The following is a 14,941-nucleotide window of genomic DNA, read 5'->3' as shown; positions in this document are numbered from 1 at the left end:
CGCTACCCCCGGTCAGAGCGCCACATCGCCTTCGATATCCTCGTCGATATCGACCGGGGTTTTCACTTCGGCCAGCAGAGCCGCCGCGACATCGTCAGGCAGGCTGCCGACATGGCGGCCGGCGCGGATATCCCGCTCGATCAAGTCGAGAAATGCCCCGATGGCCGGGTCCTCGTGGTCCGCTTCCGCCCGGGTCACCACGACTTCGCCGCTTCGGATTTCGAAACGGACCTTGCCGCCCTGATCGACCCCCAGCACCTGACGGACCGCCTTGGGCAGGGTGATCTGGCCCTTGGAGGTGAGGGTGGCGAATTCGCGGATATCGTTCATGGCGAGCCCTCTACCGGAAAATGTAAGTAAGGAATAATCCTTACCATCATCGGAAGCACCCTTCAAGGCCGGGTCGCGTCACGCGGTGGCCGCGAGGATACGGGCGGCCTTGGTCAGGGTTTCGCGATATTCGGCGGCGGGGTCGGACAGGGCGGTGATGCCGCCGCCGACCTGGAAATAGGCGGTGCCGCCCGCGATGGTGACGGTGCGGATCGCGATGTTGAGATCGGCGGCGCCGTCGAAGCCGAGCCAGCCGATGGAGCCGCAGTAGAGCCCGCGCGGCCGGCCTTCGATGGCGCCGATCAGGCGCATGGCCTCGGGCTTGGGCGCGCCGGTGATGGAGCCGCCGGGAAAGCCGGCGGCGACGGCGTCAAGCGCGTCGCCCCCCTCGCACAGGCGGCCGGTCACGGTCGAGACCATGTGATGCAGCCCGGCATAGGTCTCGATCACGCAAAGCTCCGGCACCTCGACCGTATGGGGCCGGCAGACGCGGGAGAGATCGTTGCGGAGGAGATCGACGATCATCACGTTCTCCGCCCGGTCCTTGACCGAGGCGGCGAGACGGGCGGCGCGGGCGGCATCTTCCGCCGGATCGTCGGCGCGGGCGATGGTGCCCTTGATCGGGCGGGTCTCCACCCGGTCGCCGTCGACGCGCAGGAACCGCTCGGGCGAGGAGGACACCACGTCGAGGCCCGGAAAGCGCAGCAGGGCTGCGAAATCGCCCGGATTGGCCCGGCGCAGCGCGGCGTGCAGGGCAAGAGCGTCCGCCCCCGCCGGCCAGTCGGCCGAATAGCCTTGCGCGATATTGGCCTGAAACAGGTCGCCGGCCAGGATCGCCTCGATCACCCGGCGCACCGCCGCCTCGAAATCACCGGCCGACATATCCGCCCGCCAGTCGAGGCGGGGCGGGACGACGGCCGGCGCCGGCCGGGCCAGCAGGGCGCGGATCTGGTCGGCCCGGTCCGGCAGCGCGCCGGGCAGAAGATCGGTCAGAAGGAAAGCCTCGTCCGATACTCCGTCGAAGGCGAGCAGCCAGTCGTAGAGACCGAACATCATGTCCGGCACCGGAGGATTGTCGAAAGCCGGCTGAACCTCGAACAGGCGCCCGGCCTCATAGGACAGGAAGCCGATGGCGCCGCCCCGGAAGGGCGGCAGCCCCGCGCCTTCCGCGTGCCGCCCCGTGGCGAGAAACCGGCGCAGGGCGGGGATCGGTGCCTCGGCCAGCGCCTCGCCCCGCCAGTGGGCGATGCCGCCGCGCACCTCGAAAAAGCCGGCGGGATCGGCGGCGATATAGCTGTAACGGCCCTGCCGGACGTGGCCCATGGCGCTGTCGAGAAAGGCGAATCCGGGCAAGCCGGCCAGACGGCCGGCGGCCTGCATCGAATCGAGGGGACCGAGGGGGATGATCGCCATGACCCTTCATGGCGCCGCCCGGCGCCACAGGCAACAGTCCGGCAATGCTGGGCGGCGTTCTCGACGGTTTCAAATCGTCGGAAAAGGCACTAGATAAGCGGTCGAAAACCGTCCAAGCCCCGTCGAGCGAGCGCCTATGGCCATTCTGTCCGATATTTCGATCCGCGAACTCGCCCGCAGCCAGGGCATGATCGAGCCCTTCGTCGAAGGACAGAAGCGCGATGGCGTGATTTCCTACGGCCTGTCGTCCTATGGCTATGACGCCCGGGTGGCCGACGAGTTCAAGATTTTCACCAATGTCGACAGCGCCGTGGTCGACCCGAAGAATTTCTCGAGCAACAGTTTCGTCGACCGCAAGACCGACGTCTGCGTGATCCCGCCCAATTCCTTCGCCCTTGCCCGCACGGTTGAATATTTCCGCATCCCGCGCGACGTGCTGGTGATCTGCCTCGGCAAGAGCACCTATGCCCGCTGCGGCATCATCGTGAACGTGACGCCGCTGGAGCCGGAATGGGAAGGCCACGTCACCCTGGAATTTTCCAACACGACGCCGCTGCCGGCGAAAATCTACGCCAATGAAGGCGCCTGCCAGTTCCTGTTCCTGAAGGGGGACAAGCCCTGCGAGGTGTCCTACGGCGACCGTTCGGGCAAATACATGGGCCAGACCGGCGTCACCCTGCCGAAGCTGTAAGATCGGGATAGAGAATGGCATTGCAGCGTATCGTCGTCCGCGGCGGCAACGAACTCTTCGGCGAGATTCCGATCTCGGGCGCCAAGAACGCCGCCCTGCCGCTGGTCGCCGCCGGCCTGCTGACGGCGGAAACCCTGACCCTCGACAATCTGCCGGAACTCGCCGACGTCGGCTTCATGCTCGGCCTCGTCGAGCAGCACGGGGCGGAAATCCTGCGCGGCCCCCGCCATGTCGAGATCACCGCCGGCACGATCACCAGCACCACCGCGCCCTATGACCTCGTGCGCAAGATGCGGGCCAGCGTCCTCGTGCTCGGCCCCCTGGTCGCCCGCATGGGCGAGGCCAAGGTCTCCCTGCCCGGCGGCTGCGCCATCGGCACAAGGCCGGTCGACCTGCACCTCAAGGGCCTCGAAGCCATGGGCGCGAAGATCGAGCTGGTCGATGGCTATGTCCATGCGACGGCGCCGAAGGGCCTGAAGGGCGCGACCATCCGCTTTCCCTTCGTCTCGGTCGGCGCGACCGAGAACCTGCTGATGGCCGCCAGCCTCGCCGAGGGCGAAACCGTGCTCGACAATGCCGCGCGGGAGCCGGAGATCACCGATCTCGTCCAGTGCCTGCAGGCGATGGGCGCGGATATCTCGGGCGTCGGCACCGAACGGCTGGTGATCCGGGGCAAGGCGTCGCTGCATGGCGCGCGCTATTCGATCCTGCCCGACCGGATCGAGACCGGAACCTATGCCATGGCGGTCGGCGTCGCCGGCGGCCAGGTCGAACTGGTGGGCGCCCGGCCGGATACGCTGGAAGACGTGATCGACGTCCTGAACCGCTCCGGCGTCGAGGTGACGCCGACGACGCGCGGCATGAAGGTGAAGCGGAACGGTCACCGGGTGCATGGCGTCGACGTCATGACCCAGCCCTTCCCCGGCTTCCCGACCGACCTGCAGGCCCAGATGATGGTGCTGATGGCGACGGCCGAGGGCGCCGCCATGATCACCGAGACGATCTTCGAGAACCGCTTCATGCATGTGCCGGAATTGGCGCGCATGGGCGCCAATGTCACGGTCCACGGCGCCTCGGCGCTGGTGCGCGGCGTGCCCAAGCTGAAGGGCGCGCCGGTGATGGCGACCGATCTGCGCGCCTCGATCAGCCTCGTGCTCGCCGGTCTCGCCGCCGAGGGCGAGACGGTGGTCAACCGCATCTATCACCTCGACCGCGGTTACGAGCGGGTCGAGGAGAAGCTGGGCGCCGTCGGCGCCGACATCCGGCGCCTGACGGAATGAGCGCGGCGCCCCGCCTTTACCTCGGCTTCGCCGACGCGGACGACCTGCGTGTCGTCTCCGCGCTGGTGCAGGACGCGGTGGTGAAGGCGGCGGACCTCGTTTATCTGGGCGCGGCGAAGCGCTTCGCCCTGGTCGCCAACCGCTTCTGCTGGGAAGCCGGGGGCGAAGCCTGCCGGCGACGCTGCGGCCTGCATTTCGACACGGTCCGTTCGGTCCGGGTCAAGGGGATCGACCGCACCGCGGTCGAACAGGTTCTGGAACTCCTGGCCATCGAGGTCGGGGACAATGACAATGGCGTGCTGGTCGATCTGATCTTCGCCGGGGGTGCCCAGATCCGTCTCGACGCCGAGACGATCGAGGGTGGCCTGAAGGATCTGACCGAGGCCTGGCCCACCCGCCAGGCGCCGCAGCATGAAAGTGACGGGGAATCCGCCTGATGGTCACCAAGTCGCCCAACGAAGGGCTGGTCTTCGCCCTGCCCAAGGGCCGCATCCTGAAGGAGCTGCGGCCCCTCCTCGACAAGGTCGGGCTGACGCCCGAGCCCGATTTCGACAATGAGAAATCGCGCGCCCTGCGGTTCCGCACCGCCCATCCCAATGTCTCGCTGATCCGGGTGCGCTCCTTCGACGTCGCCACTTTCGTCGCCTTCGGCGCGGCCCACCTCGGGGTCGCGGGCAACGACGTGCTGATGGAATTCGACTATCCCGAGATTTACGCCCCGCTCGACCTGAACATCGGCCATTGCCGCCTGTCGGTGGCGGAGCCCGCGGACCTTGCCGGCAAGGACGATCCCAGCCGCTGGAGCCATGTCCGCGTCGCGACCAAATATCCGCATATCACCCGCCAGCATTTCGCCGCGCGCGGCGTGCAGGCGGAATGCGTGAAGCTGAACGGCGCCATGGAACTGGCGCCCACCCTCGGCCTGTGCCGGCGCATCGTCGACCTGGTCTCGACCGGCGATACCCTGCGCGCCAACGGCCTCGTCGAGATCGAGAAGATCGCCGATATTTCGTCGCGTCTCGTCGTCAACCGCGCCGCCTTCAAGACCAGGGTGGAGGAGATCGGCGGCTGGATCGACGCTTTCAGGGGGGCTTTGCGTGCCGCTTGACCTGAACACCCAATCCGCCGATTTCGCCGCCGGCTTCGAGGCCCTGCTGAACTCGAAGCGCGAGATGTCGGTCGATGTCGATGCCGCCGTCGCCGCGATCATCGCCGACGTGCGGGCGCGCGGCGATGCCGCCGTGCTCGACTACACCAACCGCTTCGACCGCATGAGCCTGTCCGAGGCGGTGGAACTGCGCGTCTCGGCCGACGAGGTCGACGCGGCACTCGAACAGGTCGGGCCGGAGTTGCTGGCCGCCATCGACCTCGCCGCGACGCGGATCGAAAGTTTCCACGCCCGGCAGATGCCGCTGGACGACCATTACACCGACGCCGTCGGCGTTCGCCTTGGCCTCCGCTGGACACCGGTTTCCGCCGCCGGCCTCTATGTCCCCGGCGGCACCGCGGCCTATCCCTCGTCGGTCCTCATGAACGCCCTGCCGGCCAAGGTCGCCGGGGTGGCCCGCATCGTCATGGTGGTGCCGACGCCGGACGGCGTCCTCAACCCCGCCGTGATGGCCGCCGCGCGCCGCGCCGGGGTCACCGACATCCTGCGCATCGGCGGGGCCCAGGCCGTCGCCGCCCTCGCCTATGGCACGGACAGCATCCGCCCGGTGGACAAGATCGTCGGCCCCGGCAATGCCTATGTCGCCGCCGCCAAGCGGCAGGTCTATGGCATCGTCGGCATCGACGCCATCGCCGGGCCGAGCGAGATCCTGGTGGTGGCCGACGGCGCCAACGATCCCGCCTGGATCGCCGCCGACCTGCTGTCCCAGGCCGAACATGACGAAAGCGCCCAGTCGATCCTGCTGACCGACGATGGCGCCTTCGCCGACCGGGTCCTCGCCGCCGTCGAGGACCATCTGGAGCGCCTGCCCCGCGCGGCGACCGCGCGCAAGAGCTGGGACGATCACGGCGCCGTGATCCGCCTGCGCAGCCTCGACGAGGCGCCGGCCCTCGTCGACGCGGTCGCGCCCGAGCATCTCGAACTCGCGCTCGACGACCCGGACGGTTTCGCCGCGAAGGTCAATCACGCGGGCGCCATCTTCCTTGGCCGGCACACGCCGGAAGCGATCGGCGATTATGTCGCCGGCCCGAACCACGTGCTGCCGACGGCGCGCACCGCCCGCTTCTCCTCGGGCCTGTCAGTGTTCGACTTCCTGAAGCGCACCACGCTGGTCGGCTGCGACGAAGCGGCCCTGCGCGCCATCGGCCCCGCCGCCGTCACCCTGGCGCGCGCCGAGGGACTGGGCGCCCACGCATTGTCTGTCGCGATCCGGCTGAACGAGGCCAACTGATGAGCGCCGAGACGAGAAAACTGGTGGGCGTCACGCTCGACGAGGCTTCGGTCGCAAGACGCAGCCCCGATGTCGATCACGAGCGCAAGGTCGCGATCTTCGACCTGCTCGACGAAAACCATTTCTCGCCCATCGGCGATCACGACGGCCCCTACCACCTGCATCTGGCGATCGAGGAAAGCCGCCTCGTCTTCGACATCCGCGATGCCGACACGACGCCCCTTGGCAAGATCATCCTCGCCCTATCGCCGTTCCGCAGCCTGATCCGCGAATATCTCGGCATCTGCGAGAGCTATTACGCCGCCATCAAGACCTCGACCCCGCAGAAGATCGAGGCGATCGACATGGGCCGGCGCGGCCTGCACAACCAGGGCTCCGAATTGCTGATGGAGCGGCTGAAGGGCAAGATCGAGATCGACTTCGATACCGCCCGCCGGCTGTTCACCCTGATCTGCGTGTTGTTCATGAAGGGCTAGGCGGCATCGCCGTGGGGGGATTTTCAGCCGATCTGCCGGGGGCCGTGTTGTTCTGCTGCACGCAGAACGCCATACGCTCGCCCATTGCCATGGGCCTGATGAAGCATTTCTACGGCCGGGTGATCTTCACCGATTCGGTCGGCGTCCGCGCGGGCGACCTCGACCCCTTCGCCGTCTCGGTGATGGACGAACTGGGTATCGACATCTCGAAATACCGGCCAAAGGATTTCGACCAGCTGGAAGATACCAGTTTCGACCTGATCATCTCGCTATCGCCGGAAGCGCAGCACAAGGCGGTGGACCTGACCAGGACCATGGCCTGCGACGTCGAATACTGGCCGACCTTCGATCCCAGCCTCGCCCAGGGCTCGCGCGAGCAGGTGCTGGACAGTTATCGCGGCGTGCGCGACCAGTTGCTTCAGCGCATTCGCGGCCGCTTCGGTGTGGTACGCGCGCCCAACGTCTGAGCAATTCACCGCAAACAGGGCCGATCTGCGGGCTGAACGCTTGCAAAAACGGGCTTGCGGTCGCATGTTCCTGCCAAATTTAGCCTCAGGGTCCTCAGGAGAACATATGCCCAAGGAAGAATTGATCGAGTTTCCGGGTACGGTGACCGAGCTTCTGCCCAATGCCCACTTCCGCGTCCGCCTCGACAACGATCACGAAGTGCTGGCCCATACTGCCGGCAAGATGCGCAAGCACCGCATTCGCGTCCTCGCGGGCGACAAGGTGCTGGTCGAAATGACCCCCTACGACCTGAGCAAGGGCCGCATCACCTTCCGCTTCAAGTAAGCGCCCGCCGGGCCTTCGCCCATGGGAAACGACCTCAAGCTCGTTCTCGCCTCGGCCTCGCCCCGCCGACGCGAGCTGCTGGACCGACTCGGCCTCGCGCCGGACCTGATCCTTGCCGCCGATCTCGACGAATCGCCCCGTCCGGGGGAGGCGCCGCTCGCCCTCGCCGCCCGTCTCGCCGCCGACAAGGCGCGCGCCGTGCAGGGCCTGCTGCCCGAAGGCTTCGGCCCCGCCTATATCCTCGCCGCCGATACGGTCGTCGCCTGCGGCAACCGCATTCTGCCCAAGGCCGAAACCGAAGCGGAGGCGCGGCGCTGCCTCGCCCTGCTGTCCGGACGCCGCCACATGGTCGCCACCGGCCTTGCGCTGATCCGCCCGGATGGCGAATTGCGCGGCCGCACCGGCACCAGCACCGTCACCTTCAAGCGCCTCTCGGCCGACGAGGTGGAATGGTATATCGCCAGCGGCGACTGGCGCGGCAAAGCCGGCGGCTATGCCATCCAGGGCCGGGCCGAGGCGCTGGTGCGCGCCCTGTCCGGCTCCCATTCCAATGTCGTCGGTCTGCCGCTGTTCGAGACCTGGCAACTGCTGAACGGCAACGGCTTTTGCCTGACGGCGCGGCCATGAGCCGGCGCCTTCTCGTCGAAGCCGGAGCGGTCGAGACGAGGCTGGCGCTGACCGAGAACGGCGCCGCCGCCGAATTCCACGTCCGCCCGGCGGGGGAGCGCGGCCTGCTCGGCGAAATTCGCCTCGGCCGCATCACCGACAGCGCGCCCGAGATGGGCGCCTTCTTCGTCGACATCGGCCATGCCACCCCCGCCTTCCTGAAGAAGAAGGACGCGGGCGAGGCCCGGGAAGGCGCCCTTGTCGTCGCCGAAGTGATCCGCGAGCCGCTGTCGGGCAAATCCGCGAGGATCAGCGCGCGCAGCCCCGCCGCCCTCGCCGCCGCGCCACTGGCGGCGGGACGCACCGCGCCCGCCCTGCTGCGCCCGGCACCGCCCTTCGCCGCCCTGCTGGCGCGGGCGCGGGGCGTCTCCGCCCTGCTGGTCGCCGGGGGCGAGGCCGCGGCGGCTTTGCGCGCCCATCTGCCCGGACTCGCCGTCGAGGTCGCGGTGGGCGGCGCCGATCTCTTCGCCCGCGAAGGCCTGGCCGACGATTTCGCCGAATCCCTGCGCCCCGCCCTGCCCCTCGGCCCGACCGGGCGCCTGACCCTCGACGAGACCGAGGCCCTGACCGCCATTGACATCGACGGCGGCGGATTGTCGCCCCGGGCGGCGAACGAGACCGCCGCCCCCCTCGCCGCGCGGGAAATTCGCCGCCGCAACCTGTCGGGCCAGATCGTGATCGACTTTATCGGCGACGCCCCGGCCATCGCCGCCGGCCGCGCCGCGCTTGCCCGCGCCCTCGCCCCCGATCCGCTGAAGCCCGACCTGGCGAAAGGCGATCTCGGCGGCCTCGTCCTCGTCACCCGCCGACGCGAGGGCGAGAGCCTGCAGCGCAGCCTGACCGTGCCCTGCCCGGTTTCGACCGGCCGCTGGACCAGCGCCGCCCATCTCGCCGCCGACGTGCTGCGCCGGGCGGAAAGCCTCGCCCGGCACCAGCCCGGCCGGCCCCTGCTGGCCCGCGCCCCGGCGGATGCCCTCGCCCTGCTCGAATCGAGGGCGGACGTCTGGCGCGGTCTGCCGCTGACCCTCGAAGTCGCGGCATTCCCCTCGCGCGAGGTCGCGGTTATGGTGCGGCCATGAAAGCCGATCCCGCCAACGACAACCCGAAACCCTGCCCGATCTGCCAGCGCCCCGCGGCGGCGGCCTATCGGCCGTTCTGCTCGGCCCGCTGCGCCGATGTCGACCTGCACCGCTGGCTGGGCGGGCAATACGCCATTCCCGCCGTCGAGACCGAGGAACCGGACGAAGGCGAGGGCGGCCGGGAAGGCTGAACCCGGTCGGAATGCGCCCGCGCATCCGCGTCCCCCAACGCCCATCTGCGCCGCCCGACGGCTCCAGATCGAGCGCCCGGCCAACGCAACCGCGACCGCCATCGCCGCCTTTCCGAAACGCCTGCGCCGCGAACGCGAAACGGTTGACGGCCCCCGCCCTTTCCTCTAATAACGGCGTCCTCGCCGACCGGTGGTGACTCACCACCGCATCTCATGGGCCCAGGTAGCTCAGTTGGTAGAGCAGCGGATTGAAAATCCGCGTGTCGCTGGTTCGATTCCGGCCCTGGGCACCATTACCGCGAAAATCCCTTCTCGGTCAGGAACATAAGCGTTTTCTTGGCACTGCGTCTCGCCTACTGGTACACAAAGGCGGTGCACAGATGCTCTTTCGGCTGGTCCAACCGATGAAGCGCGAAGGTTCCAACAATCGCTATTTCCGCCGCCGCATCCCGGCGGACATCCTCGAACGCGCCCGGGGCCTGACGCTGGTCATCCCCGTAGGCAAGGAAGCCGTGTCGGTCTCGCTCACGGCCGCACCGACGCACGTCAAGGTGTCCTTGCGAACGGCCGACCCCAGCGAAGTGAAGGCCCGCCACGGGGCCGTTGCCGCTCATCTGGAGCGGATATGGCAGGGCCTCCGCAACGGCCCTCGCTCCCTGACGAACAAGGAAGCCGTTGCGCTGGCCGGCGAAATCTATCGCCGCTGGACTGAAGCTCTGGAGGCCAACCCCGGAAGCCCGGACTTGTGGCGTAGGGTGCGGGACATGAACCAGCAGGCTCAGGCGGGCGAATATGGTCTCGGCCCCCTGTTGATCGGCGAGGGCGCTCAACGCCGCCGGTCGCTGGAGGACCGCTTTGGCGCCTTCGTCGACCTCGTATTGGGCTGGCACGCCATTCCCGCCATCGACGACACCAGCCGAACGAAGCTCCTCGAACAGGTCGCCAAGGCGATGGATTTGGCCGCCTCCCGCCTCGAAGCCAATGCCGAAGGCGATTACAGCCCCGACGCCAACCTTGCGCGCTTCCCTTCGACCGAGGCCGCCGCGCCAGCATCGCGCCCTGCCTTGGGCAAAAGCACTCTCTCCGCCCTTCTGGAGGGGTGGTGGAAAGAGGCACGGGCTGCCGGGCTCAAGGAAAGCACCCACGCTTCGCACAAGACGTCCGTGGCGCATCTGCGGGGGTTTCTGGGGCACGACGATGCCGCGCGTGTCACGCCCGATGACATCATCCGCTTCAAGGATCACCGGCTTGCCGAGGGAGTGTCCGCCAAGACCGTCAAGGATAGCGACCTGTCCGGCCTCAAGGCCGTGTTCGCCTGGGCTGCCAACAACAGGCGGCTTCCTTCCAACCCGGCCCACGGGGTCACCGTCAAGGTTCCGCCGAAGGCTCGGTTGCGGACCACGAAAGGCTTCACGGATGACGAAGCCAACGCCGTCCTCGCCCACGCTCGCCACTCCACGCCCAACTCCCGCTCGCGGCGCTCGCCCAAGATCGCCCTCGCCTGTCGCTGGGTCCCTTGGCTTTGCGCCTACACCGGCGCCCGCGTCGGGGAAATGGCCCAATTGCGGAAACAGGACTTGGTCCGCGAAGGCGACCATTGGGGATTGAGGATCACGCCCGAGGCCGGGACCGTGAAGACGAACATCGCTCGCGTCGTCGCCCTTCACCAAGACCTGATAGCCCAAGGCTTCCCGGCCTTCGTCGAGGAACAGCCGGACGGCTATCTGTTTCTGCCCGCCATCGGCAAGGATGACGTTCGCGGCCCTTGGCGCAGTCTCAAGAACCGCCTGGTCGAATTCGTCCGCGAGGTGGTGACAGACCCGGAAGTGCAGCCCAATCATGGTTGGCGCCATCGCTTCGAGACTTTGGGCCGGAAGGTGGGCATTCCGCAGGACATCCGCGACTACATGGTGGGCCACGCCGGGAAGGGCCAAGGCTTCCACTACGGCGACTTCCCGCTCGTGGCGCAGGCCCGTGAACTCGCCAAGGTCCCGCCTTATCGGCCGGGCTGATCACCCCGCAAAGTCGCCGCCCAGAACCTAGGTTTTCTGCGGCTCCCAGCGGCCCTCCTGTGCAAAATGCACGCCCAATGGATTGCACAGGGGGCCGGGGTCACTCCTCGTCGTCTTCCCCGGTGTCGTCCTCGAACGGCATGAATTTCCGCATGGCGTCCCCGAGGTGTTCCAGAGACCCGGGAGCGTTCCTGTGCAAGGCCCGAAGGAACATGTCCGGCGCCTTCTTGAGGTAGTGCCACAGATGCGTCTTCGTCTCGATCTCGCGCCACAGTTCATCCGCCTTGGCGTCCAACATTTCCTCGGTCTCCTCTTCTTGCTCTGGTAGGCGCCCGTTGCGCAGCGTGTTCACGACGTCCCGCCATCCCATCTCCCATTGCAGGAAGCGGTAGGGCGCCAACTCTTTCGTTGGCCGGTCCATTCCTTGCGCTTCCTCGATCATCCGCGCGGTACTCCGCATGGTGGCGACGGTTCTCTTCCCTGCCCCCGTCCGCTGCGCGATCTCCGCCTTGCTCATTGGGGCAACGATCTCGTGATGGTCCATCTTCACCAGTCGCCACGCGTATTCGCTGCGCTCTTTCTGGGTCATCGGAAGCTGCGTCTTGACGTTATCCGCCCCGGCATTCGCGAGGGCTTCCCGCACAGTCCATCTGCGGACGGCCACAGGCACAGCGTCACCGTCCTGTAGCTTCTTGCGATAGGCCGCCAACCTGTGATGGCCCTCGACCACGACCAATCTCGGCCCCGCCTCGATCACTGTCATGGGATCGAACCGCCCGGCCGCCGCCAAGTCCCCGGCCAACCGCGCCACATGGTCTCGGTTCACGCCATCCCGCCCAAGGTCATCCGTCCGGTTCTGAAAGAGCACCGGGATTACCTCAAGGCTGCCGAGGGGGACGTTGATCACGTCACCGTCGCTTGTGCCGGGAAACCCGAGGGCACCGAGGGCCGTCGCCTTCTTGCGTTCTGCCCGCTCCAGCCCTGCCAAGGCTTTCTCGATTGTTCTCATGCTTCGTTGTCCATTGTGCCCTTCATCAAAAAAACAGATAGGGACGCACGCCCGCGAACAGCATCGCGTGTGTTCTCGCGGACAGTGCGTGTATCCCTAGAGTGCGCGGTAATCGCCGCCCTCTCTGGCGCCTTCTCCGCACCCTCCAGCCCGCCGTTTCCAGCGGCTCGAACTCCCGTCCGGCGACGCCCCTTCATCGCCCTACGGGGCTTCCAAGGGCCTTCACAGCGACAGGTGATGGGCGGGCGTGAACCAAGACTTGCGCCAATACGGCGGCCACCAGAACAACTGTCCGCATCCGGGCCACGGTGCGTAGAACTCGATCCCGTACCACCCTAGCCCGACGTCAACCGCCGCTTCCTTGTGCGGGTCAGCAAGTCCCCGACCGAAGCCGATGCGAAGACCCTGTAGCATGATCGTAAAGCGCATAGTCCAGCCTCTCCCAAATGCCTTTCGGCGCCTCTGAGAAGACCTTGACCAGCCATGAAGAACTAGACGCGAACTGAAATTTTCTTTAGCTTCCGATTTGAATTCGACACTGGGCAATAAAGTCGCTTGCGACCCCTTTATTATCAGGGCCTTAACGGGTTTGTGTGTCCGAAGCATTTGGCGGTTTGTTCCGCCCCACCCGTCCTCGAACGACGTGCACACCGCGCACGCCGCGCGCAACATCCCGAAGTCCTCCGGTGGCCCGCCTCGGTGCGCGAGAGGGCGCAGATGTAAAGCGCCTGCTCCTCGTTGAGGTAATAGGCGGTGGTCTCTTGAACCCGCCCCTTGCCGCAGATGATTGGCTCACGCACCGCATGAACCAATCCGAAGTCCTCCAGCCGCCCTCGGTGCGTCGTGATGGTGGTCCGCAGGTTGAGCGGCTGGGCCATCCCAAGGCGTTCGCCGAGGGTCACGTCAGGCGCGCCTAGCGCCGCTGAGGATGCGGGGTTCTGAGTTAATTAGGGTGTTGATGTGGGGGAAGGGACTGAAAGCGCACGCTGAGGCGCCACAAGCAATTCGACCGTCCCTCTGCACTGATCAATTTTGTAGACTTGCCCGCCGACTTCCTTGAGGTCCAGACACGAAATTGGCGACGCCTGAAAGAATGCTTTCGGGTCTCTAAAGAATTCGACGGAGAGGCGGCCAGCCACCACAAGGATGAATGGCAAAAGTAAAGCCAGCAGTACCGCCACAATTGGTCCTGGCGAAAGCCTGTAAACAAGCTCAGGCCATGTCCTCGGAGGGGGTTCGTCGCTCATCATGTCTCCTCGCTTGGCCCGCCCTATACCATCAAAGCTACCACCGCTTCCCGTACGCTCCCAGCCTCGCTCGGAAACCGCACAGCAATGCCCCCTTGCCATCCGTATCAAATCCCCATACGTTCGTTTGGCGAATTGATACAGACATAAAGGCAGCGATGGCAGACGGTCGGTTCATTTCCTATCTCCGGGTCTCGACAGAGAAGCAGGGCCGTTCCGGCCTCGGGCTTGAAGCGCAGCGCGCCGCCGTGGCCGCCTACCTGAACGGTGGCGCTTGGGAAATCGTTCGCGAATACGTCGAGACCGAGAGCGGTAAGCGGAATGACCGGCCGGCTCTTGCCACGGCACTGGCCCACGCCCGGGCAATCGGGGCCTCGCTGATCGTCGCCAAGCTCGACCGCCTGTCCCGCAATGCCGCCTTCCTGCTAACCCTTCGGGATGCTGGCGTGGACTTCGTGGCCGCCGACATGCCCGGGGCTAATCGCATGACGGTCGGCATCATGGCCGTGGTTGCCGAGGAAGAACGGCGCCTGATCAGTGAGAGAACCAAGGCCGCGCTGGCCGCAGCGAAGGCCCGGGGTCAGTCCCTCGGCAGTCCGAAGGGCGCCGCGCATCTCCGGGGGCGGGGCAATGCCGAGGCGGTGGAAGCGATCAAGGCCGGGGCTGACCGGCGCGCCCACGACGTCGCCCACTGGATCGAGGAAGCCCGTGGCAACGGGGCTACGTCCGCCCGGGCCGTGGCCGACTACCTGAACCATCGGGGCATCAAGACCGCACGGGGCGGGCAATGGTACGCGGCCAGCGTTCAACGCGCACTGGCGCGCGCCGGTTAAGGCCGCATCCAAGGCCGCTGCCGACCCGCCGCAGGACACCGCAGGCCGCCCCCGAGGGGGGAAACTCGCGCAAGCCGAGGGTTCGATTCGGCCTCACAGATTTTTCCCGTGGGATAATCCCGGACCCTGACGCCTGCGGCTTGAAGACGGGACACGCCCCTGGTACACAGTGAGCAAGAGGCGAAGTCACGTTTTCATTATGTTTCAATGCTCTAGGGGGACAAGCTCAACAGTCCGGCCCTGGGCACCATTACTTCGGTCGCGCGTCGATTTTCTGAAAACCGAGAAAAAATATCGCTGGCGGGATCTTGGCTTGCCTTCGGCACCCGGCGCGCCGCCACACCGAAGGATCGCGTGATCGTCCATCCGGCGCGTCATTTGCCGAGTCTCCGAAACTGAGTGTAGCGCGCCGTGCAAATTGAGCACACGCGCCGAGCAAATTGAGCACGGTGGATGGACCTCAATCCGGCGCTCTCCAGCCGATGAAGCCCGCCCCATGACCCTGTCCGTCTGTAGGGTGTCG

Annotated in this window: 16 protein-coding genes and 1 tRNA gene; 14 read left to right on the top strand and 3 right to left on the bottom strand. The window is 66.7% G+C overall.

The window, feature by feature from the left end; all coding sequences use genetic code 11:
• Positions 1 to 12: 12 nt before the first annotated feature.
• Positions 13 to 330 carry a type II toxin-antitoxin system PrlF family antitoxin gene (locus DKG74_RS06350; RefSeq protein WP_109903846.1) on the bottom strand — a complete coding sequence of 106 codons (318 nt, stop codon included), beginning with the start codon at positions 328 to 330 and terminating at the stop codon, positions 13 to 15.
• A gap of 78 nt (positions 331 to 408) precedes the next feature.
• Complete coding sequence (gene pabB / locus DKG74_RS06345) at positions 409 to 1,743, bottom strand: aminodeoxychorismate synthase component I (RefSeq protein ID WP_109903844.1); 1,335 nt, start codon at positions 1,741 to 1,743, stop codon at positions 409 to 411.
• Positions 1,744 to 1,879: 136 nt separating this feature from the next.
• On the opposite strand from pabB, the gene dcd reads away from it, so the two are divergent.
• The 13 genes from dcd (at position 1,880) to DKG74_RS06280 (ending at position 11,329) form a co-directional block, all read left to right on the top strand.
• Positions 1,880 to 2,434, top strand: coding sequence for a dCTP deaminase (gene dcd / locus DKG74_RS06340; RefSeq protein ID WP_109903842.1), 555 nt, complete (start codon positions 1,880 to 1,882; stop codon positions 2,432 to 2,434).
• A gap of 20 nt (positions 2,435 to 2,454) precedes the next feature.
• Positions 2,455 to 3,714: a UDP-N-acetylglucosamine 1-carboxyvinyltransferase gene (gene murA / locus DKG74_RS06335; RefSeq protein ID WP_109904590.1), complete on the top strand. Its 1,260-nt coding sequence runs from the start codon at positions 2,455 to 2,457 to the stop codon at positions 3,712 to 3,714.
• Positions 3,711 to 4,151, top strand: a complete 441-nt coding sequence (locus DKG74_RS06330; RefSeq protein WP_109903840.1) for a DUF2948 family protein — start codon at positions 3,711 to 3,713, stop codon at positions 4,149 to 4,151. Before murA ends, DKG74_RS06330 begins: the two co-directional genes overlap by 4 nt.
• Entirely contained in the window at positions 4,151 to 4,822 is a 672-nt protein-coding gene (gene hisG, locus DKG74_RS06325) for an ATP phosphoribosyltransferase (RefSeq protein ID WP_109903838.1), read from the top strand. The genes DKG74_RS06330 and hisG overlap by 1 nt, the downstream gene beginning before the upstream one ends.
• On the top strand, positions 4,812 to 6,113 hold the full coding sequence (hisD, locus tag DKG74_RS06320; RefSeq protein ID WP_109903836.1) for a histidinol dehydrogenase: 1,302 nt from the start codon (positions 4,812 to 4,814) through the stop codon (positions 6,111 to 6,113). Before hisG ends, hisD begins: the two co-directional genes overlap by 11 nt.
• Positions 6,113 to 6,589 (top strand): UPF0262 family protein, encoded by a 477-nt coding sequence (locus tag DKG74_RS06315; protein WP_109903834.1) that lies wholly within the window; start codon positions 6,113 to 6,115, stop codon positions 6,587 to 6,589. The genes hisD and DKG74_RS06315 overlap by 1 nt, the downstream gene beginning before the upstream one ends.
• An 11-nt stretch (positions 6,590 to 6,600) precedes the next feature.
• On the top strand, positions 6,601 to 7,056 hold the full coding sequence (locus tag DKG74_RS06310; protein ID WP_243404039.1) for an arsenate reductase ArsC: 456 nt from the start codon (positions 6,601 to 6,603) through the stop codon (positions 7,054 to 7,056).
• Between the two features lie 106 nt (positions 7,057 to 7,162).
• On the top strand, positions 7,163 to 7,381 hold the full coding sequence (gene infA / locus DKG74_RS06305) for a translation initiation factor IF-1 (protein ID WP_109903830.1): 219 nt from the start codon (positions 7,163 to 7,165) through the stop codon (positions 7,379 to 7,381).
• A 21-nt stretch (positions 7,382 to 7,402) separates the two neighbouring features.
• The gene (locus DKG74_RS06300; protein WP_109903828.1) at positions 7,403 to 8,008 is read left to right on the top strand and encodes a Maf family protein; all 606 of its coding nucleotides are present in this window, start codon (positions 7,403 to 7,405) and stop codon (positions 8,006 to 8,008) included.
• Entirely contained in the window at positions 8,005 to 9,126 is a 1,122-nt protein-coding gene (locus tag DKG74_RS06295; protein ID WP_109903826.1) for a ribonuclease E/G, read from the top strand. The genes DKG74_RS06300 and DKG74_RS06295 overlap by 4 nt, the downstream gene beginning before the upstream one ends.
• Entirely contained in the window at positions 9,123 to 9,317 is a 195-nt protein-coding gene (locus DKG74_RS06290) for a DNA gyrase inhibitor YacG (protein WP_109903824.1), read from the top strand. Before DKG74_RS06295 ends, DKG74_RS06290 begins: the two co-directional genes overlap by 4 nt.
• Positions 9,318 to 9,534: 217 nt before the next feature.
• Positions 9,535 to 9,610, top strand: a tRNA-Phe gene (locus tag DKG74_RS06285).
• An 87-nt stretch (positions 9,611 to 9,697) separates the two neighbouring features.
• Positions 9,698 to 11,329 (top strand): site-specific integrase, encoded by a 1,632-nt coding sequence (locus DKG74_RS06280; RefSeq protein ID WP_109903822.1) that lies wholly within the window; start codon positions 9,698 to 9,700, stop codon positions 11,327 to 11,329.
• 100 nt (positions 11,330 to 11,429) lie between these two features.
• Here DKG74_RS06280 and DKG74_RS06275 read toward each other — a convergent pair whose 3' ends face one another.
• The gene (locus DKG74_RS06275; protein WP_109903820.1) at positions 11,430 to 12,338 is read right to left on the bottom strand and encodes a ParB/RepB/Spo0J family partition protein; all 909 of its coding nucleotides are present in this window, start codon (positions 12,336 to 12,338) and stop codon (positions 11,430 to 11,432) included.
• Positions 12,339 to 13,743: 1,405 nt separating this feature from the next.
• Here DKG74_RS06275 and DKG74_RS06265 point away from each other — a divergent pair.
• Positions 13,744 to 14,418, top strand: a complete 675-nt coding sequence (locus tag DKG74_RS06265) for a recombinase family protein (protein ID WP_109903816.1) — start codon at positions 13,744 to 13,746, stop codon at positions 14,416 to 14,418.
• Positions 14,419 to 14,941: the final 523 nt, after the last annotated feature.

Source organism: Zavarzinia aquatilis, from assembly GCF_003173035.1.
Lineage (GTDB): Bacteria > Pseudomonadota > Alphaproteobacteria > Zavarziniales > Zavarziniaceae > Zavarzinia > Zavarzinia aquatilis.
Note: the sequence above shows the minus strand (reverse complement) of the source record. Positions and strands in the feature narration are given on the sequence as shown.

Coding starts and splice junctions, on each gene's coding strand:
- DKG74_RS06315 (WP_109903834.1), top strand. CDS start 6,113: ATGAGCGCCGAGACGAGAAAACTGGTGGGCGTCACGCTCGACGAGGCT.
- DKG74_RS06265 (WP_109903816.1), top strand. CDS start 13,744: ATGGCAGACGGTCGGTTCATTTCCTATCTCCGGGTCTCGACAGAGAAG.
- DKG74_RS06290 (WP_109903824.1), top strand. CDS start 9,123: ATGAAAGCCGATCCCGCCAACGACAACCCGAAACCCTGCCCGATCTGC.
- dcd (WP_109903842.1), top strand. CDS start 1,880: ATGGCCATTCTGTCCGATATTTCGATCCGCGAACTCGCCCGCAGCCAG.
- DKG74_RS06295 (WP_109903826.1), top strand. CDS start 8,005: ATGAGCCGGCGCCTTCTCGTCGAAGCCGGAGCGGTCGAGACGAGGCTG.
- infA (WP_109903830.1), top strand. CDS start 7,163: ATGCCCAAGGAAGAATTGATCGAGTTTCCGGGTACGGTGACCGAGCTT.
- DKG74_RS06280 (WP_109903822.1), top strand. CDS start 9,698: ATGCTCTTTCGGCTGGTCCAACCGATGAAGCGCGAAGGTTCCAACAAT.
- pabB (WP_109903844.1), bottom strand. CDS start 1,743: ATGGCGATCATCCCCCTCGGTCCCCTCGATTCGATGCAGGCCGCCGGC.
- DKG74_RS06350 (WP_109903846.1), bottom strand. CDS start 330: ATGAACGATATCCGCGAATTCGCCACCCTCACCTCCAAGGGCCAGATC.
- DKG74_RS06330 (WP_109903840.1), top strand. CDS start 3,711: ATGAGCGCGGCGCCCCGCCTTTACCTCGGCTTCGCCGACGCGGACGAC.
- hisG (WP_109903838.1), top strand. CDS start 4,151: ATGGTCACCAAGTCGCCCAACGAAGGGCTGGTCTTCGCCCTGCCCAAG.
- DKG74_RS06275 (WP_109903820.1), bottom strand. CDS start 12,338: ATGAGAACAATCGAGAAAGCCTTGGCAGGGCTGGAGCGGGCAGAACGC.
- DKG74_RS06300 (WP_109903828.1), top strand. CDS start 7,403: ATGGGAAACGACCTCAAGCTCGTTCTCGCCTCGGCCTCGCCCCGCCGA.